The organism is Moritella dasanensis ArB 0140 (assembly GCF_000276805.1).
In the GTDB taxonomy this organism is placed as follows: Bacteria; Pseudomonadota; Gammaproteobacteria; order Enterobacterales; family Moritellaceae; genus Moritella; species Moritella dasanensis.
The window spans coordinates 106648-128672 of the sequence record NZ_AKXQ01000001.1 but is presented as its reverse complement, the minus strand read 5'-3'; the positions used below and the strand labels follow the sequence as shown (position 1 = coordinate 128672).

At 40.2% G+C, this 22025-nt stretch carries 18 protein-coding genes; 15 read left to right on the top strand and 3 right to left on the bottom strand.

From position 1 onward, the window contains the following. Positions 1 to 33: 33 nt before the first annotated feature. The 4 genes from A923_RS0100575 to A923_RS0100560 all read left to right on the top strand — a co-directional run bounded on the left by A923_RS0100575 (position 34) and on the right by A923_RS0100560 (position 6723). Entirely contained in the window at positions 34 to 1572 is a 1539-nt protein-coding gene (locus tag A923_RS0100575; protein WP_017219686.1) for an alpha-isopropylmalate synthase regulatory domain-containing protein, read from the top strand. A 413-nt stretch (positions 1573 to 1985) separates the two neighbouring features. After that, positions 1986 to 3908 carry a PrkA family serine protein kinase gene (locus A923_RS0100570; RefSeq protein ID WP_017219685.1) on the top strand — a complete coding sequence of 641 codons (1923 nt, stop codon included), beginning with the start codon at positions 1986 to 1988 and terminating at the stop codon, positions 3906 to 3908. Positions 3909 to 3931: 23 nt separating this feature from the next. Further along, a complete protein-coding gene (locus tag A923_RS0100565) occupies positions 3932 to 5200 on the top strand; it encodes a YeaH/YhbH family protein (protein ID WP_017219684.1) in 1269 nt (422 codons plus the stop codon). 11 nt (positions 5201 to 5211) lie between these two features. Beyond that, a complete protein-coding gene (locus A923_RS0100560) occupies positions 5212 to 6723 on the top strand; it encodes a SpoVR family protein (protein WP_017219683.1) in 1512 nt (503 codons plus the stop codon). A gap of 53 nt (positions 6724 to 6776) precedes the next feature. Here A923_RS0100560 and fadR read toward each other — a convergent pair whose 3' ends face one another. Beyond that, on the bottom strand, positions 6777 to 7556 hold the full coding sequence (gene fadR, locus A923_RS0100555) for a fatty acid metabolism transcriptional regulator FadR (protein WP_017219682.1): 780 nt from the start codon (positions 7554 to 7556) through the stop codon (positions 6777 to 6779). Positions 7557 to 7799: 243 nt separating this feature from the next. Between fadR and nhaB the strand changes: the two genes are divergently transcribed. The 3 genes from nhaB (at position 7800) to A923_RS0100540 (ending at position 10418) form a co-directional block, all read left to right on the top strand. Further along, positions 7800 to 9386: a sodium/proton antiporter NhaB gene (gene nhaB / locus A923_RS0100550; protein ID WP_017219681.1), complete on the top strand. Its 1587-nt coding sequence runs from the start codon at positions 7800 to 7802 to the stop codon at positions 9384 to 9386. A gap of 185 nt (positions 9387 to 9571) precedes the next feature. Continuing rightward, positions 9572 to 10096: a disulfide bond formation protein DsbB gene (gene dsbB / locus A923_RS0100545; RefSeq protein ID WP_017219680.1), complete on the top strand. Its 525-nt coding sequence runs from the start codon at positions 9572 to 9574 to the stop codon at positions 10094 to 10096. 13 nt (positions 10097 to 10109) lie between these two features. Continuing rightward, positions 10110 to 10418 (top strand): DUF1244 domain-containing protein, encoded by a 309-nt coding sequence (locus A923_RS0100540; RefSeq protein ID WP_017219679.1) that lies wholly within the window; start codon positions 10110 to 10112, stop codon positions 10416 to 10418. A 103-nt stretch (positions 10419 to 10521) separates the two neighbouring features. Here the strand turns inward: A923_RS0100540 and ppnP are convergent, their stop codons facing one another. Further along, entirely contained in the window at positions 10522 to 10803 is a 282-nt protein-coding gene (gene ppnP, locus A923_RS0100535) for a pyrimidine/purine nucleoside phosphorylase (RefSeq protein ID WP_017219678.1), read from the bottom strand. A 139-nt stretch (positions 10804 to 10942) separates the two neighbouring features. Further along, complete coding sequence (locus tag A923_RS0100530) at positions 10943 to 12154, bottom strand: hypothetical protein (RefSeq protein ID WP_237716146.1); 1212 nt, start codon at positions 12152 to 12154, stop codon at positions 10943 to 10945. Between the two features lie 314 nt (positions 12155 to 12468). On the opposite strand from A923_RS0100530, the gene A923_RS0100525 reads away from it, so the two are divergent. The 8 genes from A923_RS0100525 (at position 12469) to A923_RS0100490 (ending at position 21960) form a co-directional block, all read left to right on the top strand. Next, positions 12469 to 13428: a lipid A deacylase LpxR family protein gene (locus tag A923_RS0100525; RefSeq protein WP_017219676.1), complete on the top strand. Its 960-nt coding sequence runs from the start codon at positions 12469 to 12471 to the stop codon at positions 13426 to 13428. 130 nt (positions 13429 to 13558) lie between these two features. Continuing rightward, the gene (locus tag A923_RS0100520; protein WP_017219675.1) at positions 13559 to 14602 is read left to right on the top strand and encodes a hypothetical protein; all 1044 of its coding nucleotides are present in this window, start codon (positions 13559 to 13561) and stop codon (positions 14600 to 14602) included. 265 nt (positions 14603 to 14867) lie between these two features. Next, a complete protein-coding gene (gene pdsR, locus A923_RS0100515) occupies positions 14868 to 15572 on the top strand; it encodes a proteobacterial dedicated sortase system response regulator (RefSeq protein WP_017219674.1) in 705 nt (234 codons plus the stop codon). After that, positions 15569 to 17629 (top strand): ATP-binding protein, encoded by a 2061-nt coding sequence (locus tag A923_RS0100510; protein ID WP_017219673.1) that lies wholly within the window; start codon positions 15569 to 15571, stop codon positions 17627 to 17629. Before pdsR ends, A923_RS0100510 begins: the two co-directional genes overlap by 4 nt. A gap of 61 nt (positions 17630 to 17690) precedes the next feature. Next, complete coding sequence (locus A923_RS0100505; RefSeq protein WP_017219672.1) at positions 17691 to 18350, top strand: DUF2982 domain-containing protein; 660 nt, start codon at positions 17691 to 17693, stop codon at positions 18348 to 18350. A gap of 105 nt (positions 18351 to 18455) precedes the next feature. Then, positions 18456 to 20477 carry a hypothetical protein gene (locus A923_RS0100500; RefSeq protein ID WP_017219671.1) on the top strand — a complete coding sequence of 674 codons (2022 nt, stop codon included), beginning with the start codon at positions 18456 to 18458 and terminating at the stop codon, positions 20475 to 20477. A 150-nt stretch (positions 20478 to 20627) separates the two neighbouring features. Further along, positions 20628 to 21110, top strand: coding sequence for a hypothetical protein (locus A923_RS0100495; protein WP_017219670.1), 483 nt, complete (start codon positions 20628 to 20630; stop codon positions 21108 to 21110). 1 nt (position 21111) lies between these two features. After that, positions 21112 to 21960, top strand: a complete 849-nt coding sequence (locus A923_RS0100490) for an FTR1 family iron permease (protein WP_017219669.1) — start codon at positions 21112 to 21114, stop codon at positions 21958 to 21960. The last annotated feature ends 65 nt before the right edge of the window (positions 21961 to 22025 follow it).

Below are 22025 nucleotides of genomic sequence, written 5' to 3'. Positions count from 1 at the left end.
CTCTTTCCCTACAATTTGAAGCAGGTAGCAAATATGGAAATCATGCGCCCTCGAGTCCAGTTGATGGACACTACTCTTCGCGACGGAGAGCAAACCCAAGGTGTCTCCTTCACGCCCGAAGAAAAAGTCAGCATTGCCAAAGCCCTACTCCAATCACTTAATGTTGATCGCATTGAAGTTGCGTCTGCACGTGTGTCACTCGGTGAAAAAAACGCCGTATCCTCATTAATGCAATGGGCTGAACAAGAACACCTAGCTGACCGAATTGAAATATTAGGCTTTGTTGACCATACCAAAAGCGTTGACTGGATTAAATCCAGTGGTGCTAAAGTCATTAACTTATTAACCAAAGGCAGTGAGAAACACTGTACTGAACAATTACGTAAAACCCCTGCGGCACATATTGCAGATGTCAGAGAAACCATCCATTATGCACTGGAGCAAGGTTTAACCGTTAACATCTATCTTGAAGATTGGTCTAATGGTTATAGCGATAATCCTGACTATGTTTATCACATGATCAGTGCGCTAGCAGATTTACCTATCCAACATTATATGCTCCCCGATACGCTTGGTGTTATGTCGCCGGATGAAGTGCACACTAGCCTGTCGGATATGATCAGTCGTTTCCCGCAATTGCAATTTGATTTCCATCCGCACAATGATTACGGCCTGGCAACAGCAAATGCATTAGCGGCAGCCAAAGTTGGGATTAGTGCCATCCATTGTACGGTTAACTGCTTGGGTGAACGTGCTGGTAATGCGTCACTGGCAGAAGTGGCGGTAGTATTAAAAGACAAACTCGGCATCGAATCATCAATCAACGAACAGCGTATCCATCAGATAAGCCAAATGATTGAAAACTTCTCAGGGAAAATAACCCCAGCGAATGCCCCTATCATTGGCGCTGACGTGTTTACCCAAACGAGTGGTATCCATGCTGATGGCGATAATAAAGGCGGCTTATATCAAACGGTATTAGGTCCTGAGCGATTTGAGCGTACACGCACCTATGCACTCGGTAAAATGAGTGGGAAAGCATCGCTAGAGAAAAACTTAGCAGACTTAAACATTGATTTAACGGCCGAGCAAAAAACCAAATTACTCGAACGGATTGTGACACTCGGCGATCAAAAAGCCATTATCACGCCTGAAGACTTGCCTTTTATTATTGCGGACCTATTGGAAAGTAAAGACTACTCGCATATTGAACTGCTTAACTGCTCAATAACATCTGGGTTAAATGTAGATTCGACAGCCAGTATTCGTGTTCGTATTGGTGATGACATATATAAATCTGCCGGTTCTGGTAACGGTGGTTTTGATGCATTCAGTATGGCAATACAGGCGCTTATGCCAAAGGTTGGTTTTGAGTTCCCTAATTTAGAAAACTACCAAGTACGTATTCCACCAGGCGGCAAGACCAGCGCCCTAACCGAAAGTTTCATTACTTGGGAACAAGATAACAAAACCTTCCGAACCCGTGGCGTCAGTTCAAACCAAGTATTTGCAGGGGTACAAGCAACAATGCGCATGCTCAATAAACTACTCCACGAATCCATCACAGCATAACCATACAGTAATCCAGACTTGCGTTATTCGCATTTAACGTAAGTCTGTCAATCAGTAGAATACTGCAATTAAGCTGCTAATTAAACTATGCACGTCCGCAATCTAATCTCCCGTAATATTTAATTATATTTTCGTAAGCTATACTTAACGTATATATCGCTACAGCGACAACTTGCAATATAAAGACCCGCTAAACAACTCTAGTCACATCTAACTCACTAAAAAATGACTTTTATAAATTCAAACATAACGCATTATTTAACATTACAAGAATAATAAAATGCTTATAAAACCGCAATTTAATTGCGCAATTTTGAAATCAAAGTCTAAATTTAGAAAAGAAGTGAGAAAAACTTCAGACTTGTAGATGCCAATTCCTGCAGATGCAAGTAATTAAATTTTGGGGGTTACCTATGGGTATTTTTGAACATTATCAGCAAAGATACGAAGAAAGTCGCGAAGAAGAATATACGATCCAAGAGTTTTTGAATTTATGTCGTGACGACAAAACTGTATATGCATCTGCTGCTGAAAGATTACTACACGCAATCGGTGAGCCAGAAATGGTTGATACCGCGACTGATTCTCGCCTGAGCCGATTATTTTCAAACCGCGTTGTTGCACGCTATCCCGCGTTTAAAGATTTCTATGGCATGGAAGACGCCATTGAACAGATCGTTGCTTACCTAAAACACTCGGCGCAGGGATTAGAAGAAAAGAAACAAATCTTGTATTTATTGGGGCCTGTTGGGGGTGGTAAATCATCTTTAGCAGAAAAACTCAAAGACCTGATGCAAAACGAATCTATTTATCGCATTAAAGGTTCACCAGTCAACGACCATCCATTTAGTCTGTTTGACGTCAATGAAGATGCCAATATTTTACGCACTGAATACGGCATTCCAACACGTTATCTTGGTCATGTGATGTCACCTTGGGCAGCGAAACGCTTAAAAGAATTTGGTGGTGATATAAGTCAGTTCAAAGTGGAAAAAGTTCGTCCATCGATTCTCCATCAGATTGCGATTGCTAAAACCGAACCTGGCGATGAAAATAACCAAGATATTTCATCGCTCGTGGGTAAGGTAGATATTCGTCAGTTAGAACATTTCTCACAAGATGATCCTGATGCATACAGTTACTCTGGCGCACTCTGTAAAGCAAACCAAGGTGTGATGGAGTTTGTAGAGATGTTTAAAGCACCGATTAAAGTGCTTCATCCCCTACTTACCGCAACACAGGAAGGTAACTATAACAGTACCGAAGGTCTCTCAGCCTTGCCTTTCGAAGGCATAATCCTTGCTCACTCGAATGAATCTGAGTGGCAAACATTCCGTAACAATAAAAACAACGAAGCGTTTTTAGACCGTGTTTATATTGTTAAAGTACCCTACTGCTTACGCATCAGTGAAGAACAAGCTATTTATCGTAAATTACTGGAAAACAGTGCGCTGCATAATGCTAAATGTGCACCAGGAACACTTGATGCGCTTGCGCAATTCACCGTGCTATCACGCATTAAAGATCCTGAAAATTCATCAATCTACTCGAAAATGCGGGTTTATGATGGCGAGACCTTAAAAGATACCGACCCGAAAGCTAAGTCGTATCAAGAGTACCGTGATTATGCGGGTGTCGATGAAGGTATGTCAGGGCTATCAACCCGTTTTGCCTATAAAATTTTATCCAAAGTATTCAACTTTGATCATGTTGAAGTTGCCGCTAACCCTGTACATCTTTTCTATGTACTCGAACAACAAATTGAACGTGAGCAATTCCCTCAAGATATTGCAGACCGTTATTTAGAGTTCTTGAAAGGTTATTTGATCCCGAAATATGCTGAATTTATCGGCAAAGAAATTCAAACCGCGTATTTAGAATCTTACTCTGAATATGGTCAAAACATTTTCGACCGCTATGTCACCTATGCTGATTTCTGGATCCAAGATCAAGAGTTTCGAGATCCTGATACAGGTCAACTTTTTGATAGAGAAGCATTAAATAACGATCTGGAAAAAATTGAGAAACCAGCGGGTATCAGTAACCCGAAAGATTTCCGTAATGAAATCGTCAATTTCGTATTACGTGCCAGAGCCAATAACAGCGGTAAAAATCCAGCTTGGGTCAGTTACGAAAAACTCCGTACGGTTATCGAGAAGAAAATGTTCTCCAACACCGAAGAGTTGTTACCCGTTATCTCATTTAACGGTAAAACATCCACCGATGAACAACAAAAACATGACAACTTTGTAGCCCGTATGATGGAAAAAGGCTATACCAAAAAACAAGTTAGACTGTTGTCAGAATGGTATTTACGTGTACGTAAATCATCATAATAGATTTTGTTAGGGGGTATGAGATGGCACATTTTATTGATCGCAGATTAAACGGTAAGAATAAAAGTACCGTTAATCGACAACGCTTTATGCGTCGTTATAACTCACAAATAAAAAAGGCGGTATCTGATGCTGTAAACAATCGCAGTATCCAGGATATTACATCTGGAGAAAGTGTCAGTATTCCAACTCGTGACATCTCAGAACCTATGTTTCACCAAGGCAAAGGCGGTGATCGCACCATCGTTCACCCAGGTAACGATCAATTTATTACCGGCGATAAAATTAATCGCCCACCACCTGCAGGCGGTTCTGGTGCTGGCGGCGGTGAAGCCAGTGATAGTGGCGAAGGTAATGATGAATTTAATTTTCAAATATCCAAAGACGAATACCTTGATCTATTATTTGAAGATTTAGAATTACCTAATTTACAAGAAAACCAATTCAACAGTATTGTTGAAATGAAAACCCACCGCGCCGGTTATACATCTAACGGTAACCCAGGTAACATCGCGATTGTTAAATCATTACAAAATTCACTCGCAAGACGTACCGCATTATCCGGTAGTAAGAAAAGAAAAGTAAAAGCATTACAACTTGAAGTTGACGAGTTAACCCAGCGCGGCGACGTTGAAGGCCAATTTGTCGATGAACTCAAAAAAGAAATTGCAGAGCTTAAAAAGCGCATCAGTAAAGTACCTTTCATTGATACCTTTGATTTACGCTATAACAATTTTGAGCAATACGCAGTACCCAATAGCCAGGCGGTGATGTTTTGTTTGATGGATGTATCAGGTTCAATGGATCAACCGACTAAAGACATGGCGAAACGATTCTACATTTTACTCTATTTGTTTTTAACCCGAACTTACAAAAAAATTGAAGTGGTTTACATACGTCACCATACACAAGCAAAAGAAGTTGATGAGCATGAGTTTTTTTACTCGCAAGAGACAGGTGGTACGATTGTATCGTCAGCCTTAAAACTCATGGATAAAATTGTCACTGATAAATTCCCAGCCAATGAGTGGAATATTTATGCAGCACAAGCTTCTGATGGAGATAACTGGGCTGATGACTCGCCTTTATGTCGCAAGATATTAGTGGATAAGATCATGCCCAGAGTGCGTTATTTCAGCTATATAGAAATAACTAATCGAGCACATCAGACATTATGGCGTGAATATGAAAAAGTAGCAGAAGACTACTCACAGTTCGCCTTGCAACACATTCGTCAGCTCGAAGATATTTATCCTGTATTCCGTGAACTATTCAAGAAACAGGCCGCTTAGGGAGAGTCTATATGTTAAAAGATGAAGTAAAGCAGCTTAGCGATGGTCCTGATTGGAACTTCCCATTACTTGAAGAATATCATGTCGAAATAAAACGTATTGCCGAGCACTACCGACTTGATACTTATCCCAATCAAATAGAAGTGATCACCGCAGAGCAAATGATGGATGCTTATTCTTCAGTAGGGATGCCGATTGGCTATAACCACTGGAGCTTTGGTAAGAAATTCATTCAAACCGAGCAAAGCTACAAACGCGGGCAAATGGGACTGGCGTATGAAATTGTGATTAATTCTAGCCCTTGCATTGCCTACTTAATGGAAGAAAATACCATCCCGATGCAAGCGTTAGTGATCGCACATGCCTGTTATGGTCATAACTCTTTTTTTAAAGGCAATTATCTGTTTAAGTCTTGGACCGACGCTGAATCAATTATAGATTACTTACTATTTTCCAAAAACTATATTGCCGAGTGCGAGCAAAAATACGGTATTGATGCTGTCGAAAATATAGTCGATTCATGCCATGCATTAATGAGCTATGGTGTCGACCGTTATAAGCGGCCGAGTGAACCTTCATTAAGTGAAGAGAAACGTCGTCAACAAGAACGTACTGATTATTTACAGACCCAAGTTAATGAACTGTGGCGCACCCTGCCCCAAAGTAATGAAAAAGCAGAACCTGTTGAACCTAATTTCCCAGCAGAACCACAAGAAAACATGCTGTATTTTGTAGAGAAAAACGCCCCTTTATTACAATCTTGGCAGCGTGAAATAATTCGAATCGTGCGTAAGATAAGTCAGTATTTTTATCCACAAAAACAAACTCAAGTAATGAATGAAGGCTGGGCAACATTTTGGCATTATACCATTACCAATCACCTGTATGACGAAGGTTTAGTCTCCGATAATTTTATGTTAGAGATATTACATAATCATACTAATGTTGTTGCGCAACCAGCGTATAACAGCCCTTACTACTCAGGTATGAACCCTTACGCGCTGGGGTTTGCGATGTTTACTGATATTCGTCGAATCTGCGAACACCCGACAGCTGAAGATAAAGCCTGGTTCCCTGATATTGCCGGCAGTGATTGGTTAGACACATTGCATTTTGCCATGCAGAACTTTAAAGATGAAAGCTTCATTAGCCAATATTTATCGCCAAAAGTAATGCGTGATATGCACTTATTTTCAATCGAAGATAATGACAGCAGTAAATATATTGAAGTATCGGCTATTCATAATGAAGAAGGCTACCAACAACTGCGTAGTAAGTTATCTGCCCAATATAATTTAAGTAACAATGAACCTAACATTCAGGTATTTAATGTTGATAGAAAGGGTGATCGTTCTTTAACACTACGTTATGTGCCGCATCAAGATATACCGCTGGAGGGTAAATCTGCACAAGAAGTAATGAAACATCTACATCGATTATGGGGCTTTGATGTTAAGTTAGAACAAGTTCAAGCCAATGGTAATATTGAGCTGCTCTGTCAAAGTATAACGCCTACGCCTTAATGAGAAAAACCAGTCAATGACTGGTTTTTTTATATGATATGGTTGCGTCAGTATTATTTAATACGTTGTTCGAAAGCGACGCAAATATCATCCCATGTTTCGTCACGGTATTGCTGCCAAAGTAGGCCTGAGTTCATACCGTAATTACGAATAACATTCAAACAGTCATCGGCTTTATTTTCTTCCGCTACCGTTTTCAATTGTTTGTAAAAATCTTGAGCCAATACACGCGCTTCAGGGTAATCAAAATAAATTTTTCCCAGAATACGATACATATTATCAAAGCCGTTTAGAATCAATGCATACACTAAATTACCCGATAAAAAGGCTAATTTGTGTAACATACGATAATCATATTCGGTGTAAGCATCTTTATTATCCGCTAATGCTTCAGCTTCATTTAAGATCTCAACGACTCTTTCAGGATCACGTTTTATCGCAGCACGAACAAAAATAACACTGATATTGGTACGCGCAGATAATAAGTCACGCACTAACTCAGGTAGGCGCTCAGGATCTAATCGGACTAAATCTTCTAAAATTGAAAGACTCGAGGTTTCCCAGAAATTATTAACTTGAGTCGGTTTTCCGTGACGAATAGTGAGCCACCCATCACGTGCTAAACGTTGCAGTACTTCTCGTAGCGTCGTTCGGGTAACACCAATAAGTTCAGAAAGCTCTCTTTCTGCAGGCAGAATTGAACCTGGAGGAAAACGGTTTTTCCAAATTGATTCGATAAGGTATTCTTCAGCAAAGCCAGCAGGGCTTTTAGCCTTAATAATACCGTCATTCTGACGCTTTTTAATTGTTGTTTTACTATTAGTAATATCCATTTAACTTCTCATATCGGAAATATAACAGGTTGTATCTTTTTGAATGTTAGCATCCACAGGCTCGTCCGACCAGATTTAAATTAGATCCTATCAACAGAATAATTAATTTCCGACATAAATATTAAAATAACTTTATTCGCAATAACAATAATCTGTATCAATAAAAATGATGGCGTACGTCACAGAAAATGCTTAGAATGTCGCAGTTTTATTTTTCTTTAAACCAAATACTGGACACTTCTAATGGACATTAGTCTTACCACGGCTGCAAAGCTTAACTTCTTAGGTAACTCACCTCAGTGGTACAAAATTGCAATCATTGCCTTTCTTATTATAAACCCAATTATCTTTGCTATTGACCCATTTATTGCTGGTTGGTTATTAGTTACTGAGTTTATTTTCACTTTAGCAATGGCGCTTAAATGCTACCCGCTTCAACCTGGTGGCTTACTTGCAATCGAAGCGGTTGCGATTGGTATGACGTCTGCAGATCAAGTACAGCATGAGCTTGTCAGCAATATCGAAGTATTATTGCTGCTAATATTCATGGTTGCTGGTATCTACTTCATGAAGTCATTATTGCTTTATGTTTTCACAAAATTGTTGATTAACATTAAATCTAAAGCACTGCTGGCTTTGTCTTTCTCTGTAGTATCTGCATTCCTATCTGCATTCTTAGATGCGCTAACGGTGATTGCCGTGGTAATTAGTGTGGCGATTGGTTTCTATAGTATCTACCACAAAGTCGCATCCGGTAGTGATGTTAAAAATGACCATGATCATACTAATGATGCATCGGTTAATGAATTGAAACGTCAAGATTTAGATGATTACCGTGCGTTCTTACGTAGCCTGATGATGCATGCCGGTGTTGGTACTGCGCTAGGTGGCGTATGTACTATGGTTGGTGAACCACAAAATTTAATCATTGCTGAACAAGCGGGTTGGGAATTTGTTGAGTTTGCATTACGCATGTCACCGATTACAGTACCGGTATTTTTCTTTGGTCTACTAACATGTTTCCTCGTTGAGAAGTTTAAAGTATTTGGTTACGGTGCTGAACTACCACCAGCGGTACGTACTATTCTGGTTGATTTTGATAAACATGAAGATGCGAACCGCAGCCAACGTGAACGAGTGAAACTTTATACCCAAGCAGCAATTGGTGTTTGGTTAATTATTGGTCTCGCAATGCACTTAGCGGCTGTCGGTCTGATTGGTTTATCTGTAATCATTCTTGCGACTGCCTTTAACGGTATTACTGAAGAGCACGCACTGGGTAAAGCATTTGAAGAAGCACTGCCGTTCACTGCGTTACTCGCGGTATTCTTCACTATTGTTGCGGTGATCATTGATCAACAACTGTTCATTCCACTGATTAATGCCGTACTTGCTGCTGACCCACATCAGCAGTTACCGCTATTCTATTTAGCAAATGGTATCTTATCGATGGTCAGTGATAATGTATTCGTTGGTACTGTTTATATTACCGAAGTAAAAGCGGCATTGGTCAATGGTACGATCACACGTGATCAGTTCGATTTACTTGCTGTTGCAATTAACACCGGTACTAACTTACCTTCTGTTGCGACGCCAAATGGACAAGCAGCATTCTTATTCTTGTTAACATCGGCTGTTGCGCCACTGTTACGCTTATCATATGGCCGTATGGTTATCATGGCATTACCGTATACGATTGTGATGACGTTGGTTGGTCTCGGCTCACTGATGTACTTCTTAGAACCAGCAACTACGATGATGCTTGATATGGGTTTAATTAGTGCACATGTCGATAGCGCCGCTGAAGTCGTTAAATCTGCTGCTCACTAGGATAAGTAACAGTAGTTAATCACTTAGTACAAAAAACGTCGCTCTATGCGGCGTTTTTTTATGCTTAATATAGCTTAATACCGACATAAGTTTTATTCTTACATAGCTTTACACTCGTGCGACAATATCAAAACTAACAATATGATATAACAGCAAGTAATCATTACATTCACTTGAGATAATATATGTACCAGTTTATTTCTAACCTTCCAAAACAACGCCTACCTTGGGTTTTGCTTGCGCTTACCGGCATGGGATTAGAAGCATCAGCGCTGTTTTTCCAATATGTGATGGAACTACAGCCTTGTGTATTATGCGTTTATGAACGAGTCGCCATGATGGGGATTATTTTAGCGGGCTTAGTGGGTGCAATAGCACCAGCGAATCCATTCATACGTTTCAGTGGTTTTACATTATGGTTTGTCAGTGCTATCTACAGTTTGCGCATTTCTATGGAACACGTGGATATTCAGCTTAATCCATCACCATTTTCGACATGTGACTTCTTCCCTAATTTCCCAAGCTGGGCACCATTACATGAATGGGCTCCGTGGTTGTTTAATCCAACCGGATTTTGTGATGAAATTAGCTGGCAGTTCTTGTCTTATACCATGCCACAATGGTTAATTGTAACCTCAGTAATTTACTTAGCTGTTGCAGTTGTGGTATTTAGTTGCCACATTGTTGGCCTAATTAGACCAGCGAAATAACAAAGGAATCGTAATGAGTAAATCTGAATTAACGCAAGCTCAACAAGATCAACTGGACGCAAAAGTATTACAACGTTTATTAACGCATTTAGATGATAACAAACAAGTTCAAAATATTGATTTAATGATCCTTGCTGATTTTTGCCGAAATTGCTTAGGTAAATGGTATAAATCTGCAGCGGATGAGCTTGAGCTAGATATCTCTGCCGATGAAGCAAGAGAACGTATCTACGGTATGACGTATGCGGAATGGAAAGAAAACCATCAGCTACCAGCAACTGAAGAACAGCTTGCTGCGTTTAACGCTAAACCGAAAAAGTAATCGAGTTTCCATACGTTAAATGGTGAACTTGTGATACTAAAAAGGGCGAATAAACTTAACGTTTACTCGCCCTTTTCTATAATGACGGTATTAATCGACGTGATTAACCATATTGACAAAGATACGCAGTTTCTTGCACGACTTTAACTTGAAACTTACTGTCGCTAGGTACATTAAATTGCTCGCCAGCATTGAATGTTTGCCATTCAGATTGTCCAGGTAACAATACTGCTAGCGCACCAGTAATCACGATCATCACTTCAGCTAAGGCCGTACCGAATTCATATTCGCCAACAGCCATCACGCCAACACTTGCTTCTTTATCCGCTTCTTTAAAACCAATTGAAGCAACTTGACCATCAAAATACTGATTTATCTTAAACATCTAAAATCCTTTTATACGATTAACTAATCTCTTAGTCATCAGAATAACTGAAAAAATGTCTGATTAACAGTACCCCTAAATCAAAGGTTCAATAGCCTAAGGCAAAGCGCCATCCGCTAAGCAAGATAATTGGATAGCGTTAAAAGTTATAATAACCAGTAAGCTGGATCATATTATCATCATTGTAGGTTTTATTGGCGTAATCATCATCGCTCACGTTAAACCACCAACCTTCAATACCCACTGAAAGTTTTTTAGTGACATTTACTTTGGCCTGAACAAAACCATGCTGAGAACTAAAGTCAAAGTCATAGTTATGACCGAGCAGTATTTCGCTATCATTTAAGCCAAACAAGGTGATTCTTGCACCCGCAAATAGGTCATTTTGAAAACTATTATCAAAGGCGTCAACACCATGTTGATCCCAGCTATATTCAGCAAGTAAGTTAACACCCACATTTTTATTTTGTATTAGCTTAAACTCAGTTCCTAACACCATAGCGCGCGTAGATTGGTCTTCAACAACCTTATATAGTACTTCCGCTTTTAATTCGATCCGACCCAAATCAGCGTTAACCTCTACCGATACTTGGTCAACTAAATTAACATACCAAACTGGATCGCCGACGGTTTGACTCCGTAATTCCGGCGTACGAGTATGTCCGCCAAAGTAGCTCACACCAAGATCAATATTTTTAATACTCTTACTATAACGCAAGGCAATATCAGGATGGTATTCTTCACCCCAACCTTCATACTCATAGCTATTATCATTCTCAAAACTAAAACGAGCACCAGGTGTTGGCATCGCAGCCTCACGATAGCCAATCAATAACATAGCTTCAAGTAATGCATCGTTTAAATTAATGCCCAACCTAAGCATGGGCTGACCCAGCTTATCTTCTCCGTTAGGTGATTCGTTATAATCGGTTTGATTAACAATATCGACTAAATGGTGGTTTTCCATCACTCCCCAATAAACTTGGTCAAAACCGATAGACGCTTGCCATTTTTTAGTCACAAGAGCCGCTTTGAACTCTCTTAAGTCAATATGCGTACGTTCATCATCACGCTCATCAATCCGAATAAACGGGTGCACTGTATACACCATATTATTACGCTCTGAAGAAGCTTCAATATGCGGAGATAACGCTATCGATACTTGATGATATACTGGATAAGGATAACTACTATCCACTGGAACCACCAACTGTTCAGGTCGATCTAAGAAGATGCGTTGCTCCAAGCTTGCACTTCCCTGTACTTTTATTTCAGCGTTAGCACTTGTGATAACGCTCGACGTTATAAAGCCTAAGGTTATTAACCCACAGCATTTTATTAATGATTTCAATTCTATTCCCCATCCAAGAAACCAGTAACTAGGGCGAAGTAATAAACAACGGTCCTTGTTGTCTTATTTATATATATAAATATATATAATCCTCCTTAGTATGTCTTTGTATGCTTATACGAAGCAATTTTTTTAGTTAAAACCATGCTTACCTGTATCTCAAGTCTAATTCGACATAGTTATTAATAATGAGCACCAAACAAACTTAAGCATTAAATATATCTATAATGTGATTTATTGGTATAATTTATGCTTAAGATTGTTTGTTGATCCACAAGACAAGTAACGACGTAAAAATGACACAAGGAAAATTCATGCGCTTTAAGTTATGCGGCATTATTTTATTGGCTTTTAGCCAAATCAATTATAGTTTTGCCAGCGGCTGGTTATTTGGCATGCATAATGACGTGATCTCGAATGAAGATGGCAATTATACCAATGCTGTATTTATTAATTACACCTCAGAAGCTCCGGCTTTAAATAATCAATTTTGGCAAGCATTAACCGCTTTTGATCCCAATGCCCTTAAATACGCAGTGAATTATCAATTCGGTCAGCAAATGTGGACGCCTAGTGATATATCGGCAACAACCCCACAACCTAACGAACGTCCCTATGCCGGATTGTTATTTGGCGAAGCAAGCGTATTAGGTTACAGCACCGTAAGTTCTTATCGCCTGTCATTATTATTTGGCGCGGTTGGCGAACAATCAAGAGCAGGTGATACTCAAAAATATATTCATGAATTAATCGATGCAACGACACCACAAGGCTGGGACAATCAAGTTGAAGATGAGCTTGTGTACCAAGTTACAGCTGAGGCAGATCAACTCATAGGCCGCCCTCTCATGCTCATTGGTGAATCAGACCTGTCTGTTTACCAACGTCTTGCAGTAGGTAATTATCAAAGTGAAGCAGCATTCGGCAGTACTGTGCGCTGGGGTGTTGATTTAGGTGCCAATTATAACAACCTCAGTCTGCACCCTCACCGCTTGCAAGGTATGTTATTAGCACCAAATAGTTCTGGCATCATGCTTTATGCGACAGCAGAGATTCGTTATCGTTTTAATGATATAACTATCGAAGGTGATACGCCCGATGTTGTACCTGAGGTAACGTTAAACAACCTGCAAGGTACACTTGCTGCAGGTTTACTCGCTTATTATCATAATGTGGGCGTTAAGTTCAGTGTTGTCGCAATGAGTCCCGACTTCGAAGAAGACGCACATGAGGAATATATCGTCGGCAGTTTGGGCCTATTCTGGCAGTTTTAGCCAAAGTTTATTCTACAATGTATGAATTGTGCACATTTTTAAAAATACTAGAAAGTAGATATATGTTACTAATTTCCCGTGTTAACATGCTTGCAAATTAGCCACTTTTCTGCCTTAAAGATATATTTACATGCATGATTCTTCATTAACATATACTCGCCGCCCTAAAGGCACCCTTGCAATGTGTAGCTTGTATGCCTTTACTGGCGCAGCGATCGCGGCCTCGGTTATATTCTCATTGCTGCTATTTTTATCTATTCACGATAAATTACTCATGCAAATTTTATTCGGTAGCTTAGCGGTCATCTTCGAATTAGGTAAATTCTTTGCTTGGTATGAATTTGGTGAACGCATTGCCCGTAAAGCATTTCATGCCGCAATCATTGCGCTTGGCTTCTATTGTATTCTCGCCATTATTTCGATAGGTGGTAGTATCGGCGGTATTAACAGTGCAACCAATGTCGCCCAACAATATGTTGATAAGCGTGAAAGTAAAGTTAATGCTGTCAATCAGCAAATACTCGCTATCGACGCTGAAATTGCACTAAATAATAAAGCTGCAGATAAATACCTCGAATTAAAAATGATCTCGATTGGTGTTACACGTATTCAGAATGAAAACCAAATACTACGTGAACAACAAACACAGCTTCGAATTGAGCGTGATAATGTGCCTGTCGCTGAAAATGGCTCGGTTATTAGTTTGATCGCAAGTCTTGCTAAAATTCTCAATACCACAACTGAAAATGCACAATCTTGGTTAGTCATATTCTTATCGGTATTACTGGATATTTTTGCCGCATTCTTTGTGGGTTTGATTGGTGAAGAACTGCGTTTCCGTCATTCAATCGTCCGTAAGAAAAATCAAGAAAAAGCCGATAAAGCTGAACGTTTACACTTGCTAGCAACACAAAACTATATTGAAATTGAAGCACCGGCACAAATTGAAGACCAACCGTTACTGATTGAAAAACAGATGTCAGTAACCTCACTCGCGGTCTTAAAAGCAACACAAGAGCAAGACTTGAGATGCTCTAAGAAGCACATTGCTGAAGTATTAAAACTCAGTGCTGAAGACATAGAGCATGTCTTTGAAGAATTCTTATCATTTGGTGTCGTAGAAAGAAAACGTAACAACCATTTACGTTGGATAAGACAGGCGGATGTAGCTTAACCCGCTATATTCCTCGGTAACGAACTCCCTTATCGAGCTTTCTCTATCCCTAGATAGGTTTAGGTATCATAGATAGTTTTCGATGCACTGGATAACATAGATATTCTATAAATATTTAAGCTAATTCAACACAAAACGTTAATTATGATGGTGTTGAATTAGTCTATCGCGCTATAAATCCCACCTTCGCTGTATTAATATTTTCATCCTTGCTAACATAGCCTGTAGATTACACTTCCCATTCTTGATTTATGAGTCAGCCCGAATGATTAAACAACAATTACATATTGCCCTCGTTGAAGATGAAATAAATATCGCAGAGAATTATCGAGATGCATTACAACGAATCGGCTATCGGGTGTCACTCTTTCATAATCGTCAGGACGCGCAAGCCGCCTTTGCTTTAGCATTGCCTGATATGGCTATTATTGATGTCGGTTTACAAGATGAGTATGAAGGTGGTTTTGATCTATGCCGAACATTACGCCAACTTTCTGACACGCTGCCGATAATATTTTTAACTGCAAGAAACAGTGAACTTGACGAAATTTCGGCGTTACGTCTTGGCGCTGATGATTACTTAACCAAAGACGTTAGTATTCATCAAGTTTTAGCCCGTGTTGCCGCGCTGTTTCGCCGTATTCAAGCATTAAAAAAGCCCCAATCTAGCGACGAACAAGTACTCAACCGAGGCGCATTGCGGATCAATGTTGAGCGTATTGAAACATCCTGGCAAGATCAGCCTGTGATGCTTACGTTAACCGAATTTTGGATTGTCCATACCCTTGCTAAATATCCAGGTCAGGTTAAAAACCGTGATCAACTCATGGATGCTGCGCACGTGGTGTTAGATAACAATACCATCACCACACACATCAAGCGCATCCGCAAAAAATTCAGTTATATCGATAGCGAATTCAATGCGATTAAAACAGCTTACGGTATGGGTTATCGCTGGGTTATTGAGTGAAATTTCACTTTAACCTAAAAACGCAATTATTCTTGGTTGCCAGCTTAATGTTATTACTGCCTTGGGCTGGTTGTCAGAGTGTCAGTATTTTGGAAACCAGTTTACGCCAAAGCCACAGCCAGCTACTTGACGTGCAAATGGCTGCGGCAGCACAACAACTGCAACGCAAACTAAAGCAATCACAACATGCCAACTTTAATACCAATCAAGGTAACTATTACGCTCCCCTCACTGACAGTAAAATGTTATTGGATGGATTTGATGGTGAAGAAAGTGATTGGGAGAATATAACCACCCCTTGGTTTCAGCTTAATACTTATGGCTACGTGGCCAAATTAGCCGCAGTAACAACCCCCGCTACCACGGTAAAATTTAAGTTAGCCGCCAATGATAAATTACTCTATATATTTATTCAGACCTCGGCACTGACCCCGCATTATTATAATCCAACGCAACCGCAACGATCTGCAGATCAGCTTAATATCCGCAGTATCAACAACACAGGTCTTATTTCACAGTGGCAGATTAACCCACAAGGTTCTGGTCGTGTAGAAATGCATAACACCGCTCAGGCTATAACAACCAGCCGAGATGCGGGGTCATGGGTGTGGCGCGATGGTCACTACACGATAGAAATTGCAATCCCAATTAATTTAGCCAGTAATGCCATTGGTTTTGATCTCATCCTTAATGACTATCAGATAAATCAACACTTTAAATCGAAACCGAGTACGACTTACGAACGCAGTCTTGTGCGTGAAAAATTGGATTTAAACCACCAGCTTGCGAACTATCAACAACCTGGCCTGAGTTTATATTTGCTCAATAGCCAATATTGGTTAGTTGGGCAACTCAATGCAGAGCAAATGATGAATGACGCAGAGGGGGATATTCATAGCGACCAAGCAGATTCATCTTGGTTCAGCAACGCCATCTACAACAAGTTATTTACCTCAGACTCATTACCTTATTGGCGAGAACCAACTAGCTTAGGTCGCTGGATATCGCCACAGCAGCTAGGACAAACAATCTGGTATCAAGACTCACCGATTAATAAGCAACAACACAGTAAAACCATCATCATTGACGGCCAACCATTCTATTTTATCGCCGTACAAGATTCACGACAAAGCTTACTGTCAGCAAGTAAAGCCTTAAACCAACTGTTAATTTTACTGTTCACTATTATCGCCATTATAGTCTCAGTATTATTTGCTTTTGCATCACTACTATCATGGCGTATTGTAAAAATGAAACAAAACTACCGTGACGCTATTGATAGTGACGGTAAGATAATGGCTGTACCTAACGCCAGTAAACTGCCAGACGAACTGGGTGACTTATCCCGTGTAATGCAGCAGCTAACCGTCAACCAAGGTAAGTACACCGATTACCTTGCTTCACTGGCCGATAAACTGTCGCATGAATTAAAAACACCAGTGGCCGTTATTCGCACATCATTGGAAAATCTTGAGCTATCCAACTTAGATCCTGAAGCAACAAAATACCTGACCCGTGCCATGCAAGGTACTAACCGCCTAAGCCAAACATTAAATGCCCTGAGTGAAGCCAATAAACTAGAACAAAGTTTTGAATATGCGCAATGGCAAGTCGTGCCGTTTGACGATATGTTGGAAGAATTAACAGAGGCTTATCGCCAAATTTATAGTCGTCATCAATTTCAATTAGAATATGACCGAAATGATGATTACACCATTAATTTAGCCCCAGAACTCATCGTGCAATTACTCGATAAACTCATCAGTAATGCTGTTGATTATGCGCCTGTAGACCAGCCGATTCGCTTTACGCTAACGAAGCAAGACACCCAACTGCAACTCTCGGTCGAAAACCAAGGGCCACACTTTAGCAGTGATAATATCCCGCAACTGTTTGACTCTATGGTTTCCAATCGTGCGCAATCAGCTACCCCGCACCTAGGACTCGGATTGCACATCGTTAAGTTAATCAGTGACTTTCATCACGGTAAAATAACCGCAGAAAACTTATCCGGTGAAAAAGGCGTTATATTTAAGCTATTATTACCTATAGAATAGTTAAGTGAGTAGAGAGATATACAAATAAATAAACAGATAGATAACTTATAAAGAGGTATGCATGCTAATACGACCTATCGCAAAACGTAATGGTATGACGTTTACTATTGTTGCTGCTGTACTTATCTTCAGCAGTATTATCGCCCTACTCTCAATCGCTAACAACAACAGCCTCTACTTTCCATTATTCGCTGGTTCGTTGGTTGTCGGGTTCATCCTATTACTTGTTGGCATAGTTAAAATAAATGATGTCGATTATCGTTTTTCGTTAACCAACGAAGGTATTCATTACTTCACCTCTCGAGGTGGCTTTACCATCCTCTGGCAAGATATACAACGAATTGATATACCAAGAATAAATGATGGGTTAGCACTAAAAGACTTACCTTACATTGGTATTCGTCTCAACCAACGAGAAAATCTTATTAACAGCGCTTCATTACCCACCCTCTCACACATGTTACTAGAACAGCGTGCGCTTATCATGCTCACAGATCCCAACTCCACATTGTATGGCAATGCTGACAACATGCTTTATCCCAACATAAAAGTGACCCATAAATATAAAGGTTTACAGGCTATGTTTATCAATCGAATGCACTATCTTCACGATACCCTAGGTTATGATATTTACTTTCCCGAAGATGATCTTGACCGCCCCGCGGCAGAGTTTGTCACGTTACTGCGTCAATTTAAAACACATTGTCCTAGATCAGTGTAAATGGTAATAATTATCAATTAGACTTGCATTAAACATTTTTATATGGATAATACGAACTATTCTCATTAAGACATAGTCTATTATAAAAAATAAAAAGGATTTGTTGTGAAAAAGTCTGCCCTTTGCTTTGCCATCTCTTCAGCTTTACTTACTGCTTCATTTGCATCACATGCTGCAAACGTACAAGTACTTGATAAAACGCTTTCTCCTGCTGCAAACTTTCTTGCATATACAGAATTCGAATTATCAGGTGAACCACTTGCTGAATCTCTTGGTTTAGACCTTGACGTTTTAGACCCTAACCAAGTTGACCAACCGACTGCATTCGATTATGCAGCTGGTATTGAAAGTTACGAGTACTCAGAAGAAGCGATGTATGCGTTAAACTACCAATCAACGATGGGTCCTCACCTTGTAAATGGTCCAGTAAACCAAGCTCGTGGTGGTTCTCTTGCCGATCTAGGTAAACGTTTCATCTCACTAGCAGGTGCGGTTGGTTTCCCAAGTGAAGAAATTCCATTAAACATGTACCCTATCTCTGTACCATACGTATCAGGTAATCCTGAGTTCGTCGGTAAAGTAGATACAACTAAAGTAAATGGCGAAGAACTTGAAGTATTATCTGCAACAGGTAAAGCAGCAGTTCACAACACCGTAATTCCAGCTTACTTCCGTGATTACAAAACACTAGCATGGGACAGCGCAAGTTTCGATAAAGCCTTAAACCCTGGCGCAATCGGCAGCATCTTCCTTAAAGAAGTAATGTGGTCACAAGATTTCTTAGGTGGCATGCACGTTACAACGACTGATGAAGAAGTTGAAGCAACATCAAGCACAATGGATCAAGATGGCGTACACAGTCTTGGTGTATCCGCTGCCGATGGTTTCAACGGTATGATCTTAACTGAAATGTCACTAGACAAACTACTTATCTTGCAACAGCAACTTGGCTTTGACGGTAAGAACTTAGGTGTTAAATTCGGTCCTGACTACGACGCATCTAAAAATCCTATCTGGTTTGCACATAAAGTAGCGGTGAAAGAAACACAGAAAAACAACGTCAATCACATCGGTGAATTATCAGTAACAGATGGTTCTTCATCATTACGTGATACTTGGATGCTATTGTGGCCTGTCAGTGAATTCTATGCATTTACTGACCAACGTACGGCGAACACAGCGCAAAACCCAGCGTTTAAAGCTGTATTTGATGGCAAACCATTTGCTGCAGCACCAAAACAAAACATTGATAACAAAACAAGCAATAATATCATTGCTGACGATGCGTTCTCAGTGGCAAGCAACGTGGCTAACCTATCGTTCCAAAACTTAGCAAACCTACATTTCAACAAGAAAGAAGGTACGTTTGTTACTCAATACGACGGCAAACAAAATGCACAAGTTGAGACATTTGACGCGGCATACAGCATTGTTGCACTATCAATTTACCAACGTTCACAAGATGCATTACCTGTAGGTTATGCAGCAGCAGACGGCGGTGATGTAGATTTAGCAACACCTCAAGGTAAACAAGCACTGGGTCTAATCAAAGCACAAGCAGATTACATCGTTAATACGTTAGTAGCGAAAAATGGTCTAGTATATGACGGCGCGACGATTGGTAAATCAGTAGATAAAAACCAATCACTTGACGCTCAATTCGCTTCAATCCGTGGTTTAGTTGCCGCTTACCTTGCTACACAAGACGATAGCTACAAGCAAGCAGCACGTTCAATCTTCCTCGCGGTAGAGAAAAACATGTTTGATGCAGAGCTAGGTACTTGGGCACAAACGCCAGGTAAAGCAACTATTCACACACCTTTAACTGCTGCAGCAATCTCTGGCGGTTTACGTGAAACAATGCTTCACCTTGCTAACGAAGAAGGCGAACATGTTCCAGCACTCGAACTACAACACTTAACAGAGCGTTACACAGCTTGGTTCAAGAAAGTAGTTAACGGTGGTCAACAATTATCAGAATGGGTTGGTGATTCAGGTGAAAACTTACTGAAAGACAGCAATACTACCGATTCAGATAATGATGGCGTACACCAAGTAACAGGTGCCGGTGGTAAATTTGGTACAGCGCAAACGATGGCAGCAAAAGTATCGGTTAGTGCAAACTAGTCTCACCCTTTTGGCAATGAATAGCCATCTCGCAGTCACAGTTTCAATTAACATGTGGCTGCGAAATTAAAATAAAAGTTGCACAAAGGGATGAGATTTTACTCAGCCCTTTTTGCGTTTTCATACCGTCGATATGAATAAGGTTTTATCATGTCAGTTCAAATAGCTACCTCAACCAGTGATAATGCTTGGTCACGTTTACAAGATCATTTTAAACGTTTAGCCTTTCACCACAAAAAAGCCGAAGCAATATTATATTTAATGTTCTTATCGGGGCTTTTACTGTGGCCATTTATCAGCATCCCATGGCAAGTAGAACGCACTGTGCTGCTCATGCATATGCTTGCTGGTATTAGTATCTTCCCTGCTTTTGTTGGTAGTTTTTGGCTGTCTCATCGAAATCTTATTCAAAACAGTAAAAAGAAATTCTTGCGTCAAACTGGCAATGTGATTGAGTACTTACTTGTTACTTGTACTCTGACTGGTGTTTATCTCACTTTTTGGGGAAACACAGGTAATGACTTCAGTATCCTGATGCAAGATATCCATTTTTACAGCTCATGGTTACTCACCCCACTGGTTCTTCGTCACGCATGGCGCTGGACTGTCATCAAATTTTTTAGGAAGTCATAATATGTTTGCCAGTTTTTTAATTACCTTTCGTGAAGGACTCGAAGCCTTCCTACTTGTTGGCATTATACTTTCTTACCTTGCAAAGCTGGGTGAATCAAAACACAACAAACTCATCTATATTGGTGTTGCACTCGGTTTGATTGCGTCATTAATTGTTGCCTTCATTTTCCAATTTGTTGTCGACCAGTTTGATTCCCATGAATACCGCAATTTATTAATGGCGGGTATTTTAAGCTTTGCGACAGTCGTCCTCACCTACATGGCCATTTGGATGCAGCGCCAGGCTAAAAGCCAAGTCGCAAACATGCAAAACAATATCCGCCAAATATTAACCACGGGTAATGTTTTTGGCTTAATCTTTTTAGCTTTCCTTGCCGTGATGCGCGAAGGCTTTGAAACCGTGTTATTTTTCTCGGCGTTAATGTATTCAGGCCAAGGTGACTTTTCATTACAAGATGGATTAATTGGCGCAGGCGCAGGTCTTGTTGCATCACTGGTTCTCGTTATTGTATTAATGCGCGGTACCCGTAAAGTACCAATCCAAGCATTCTTCAAATGGACCAGCTTGTTGATCATTATTATTGCCGCTGGTTTGTTATCTTCAGCAACCAATATGCTACAGAGCGCCGACGTATTACCTGTATTCCAAACGGCGGTCTTTGATATTAGCCATATCCTTGATGACCAAGGTGTATTTGGTACTTTCTTACGCGCTTTATTTGGTTATAATTCATCACCTAATCTATTACCTCTGATTGTTTGGGGCATTTATTTAGCGGTGTTCTCTGTTTTCTGGCAGCGTGGTTATCAAACGCAGGCCAAACCAACAGCTAATGTAAGTAATACATAGAAGTTAGCGAACAATATATAGAGTGGATGGCATAAACTAAGACAACTGTTGCTGGCATGGATGCC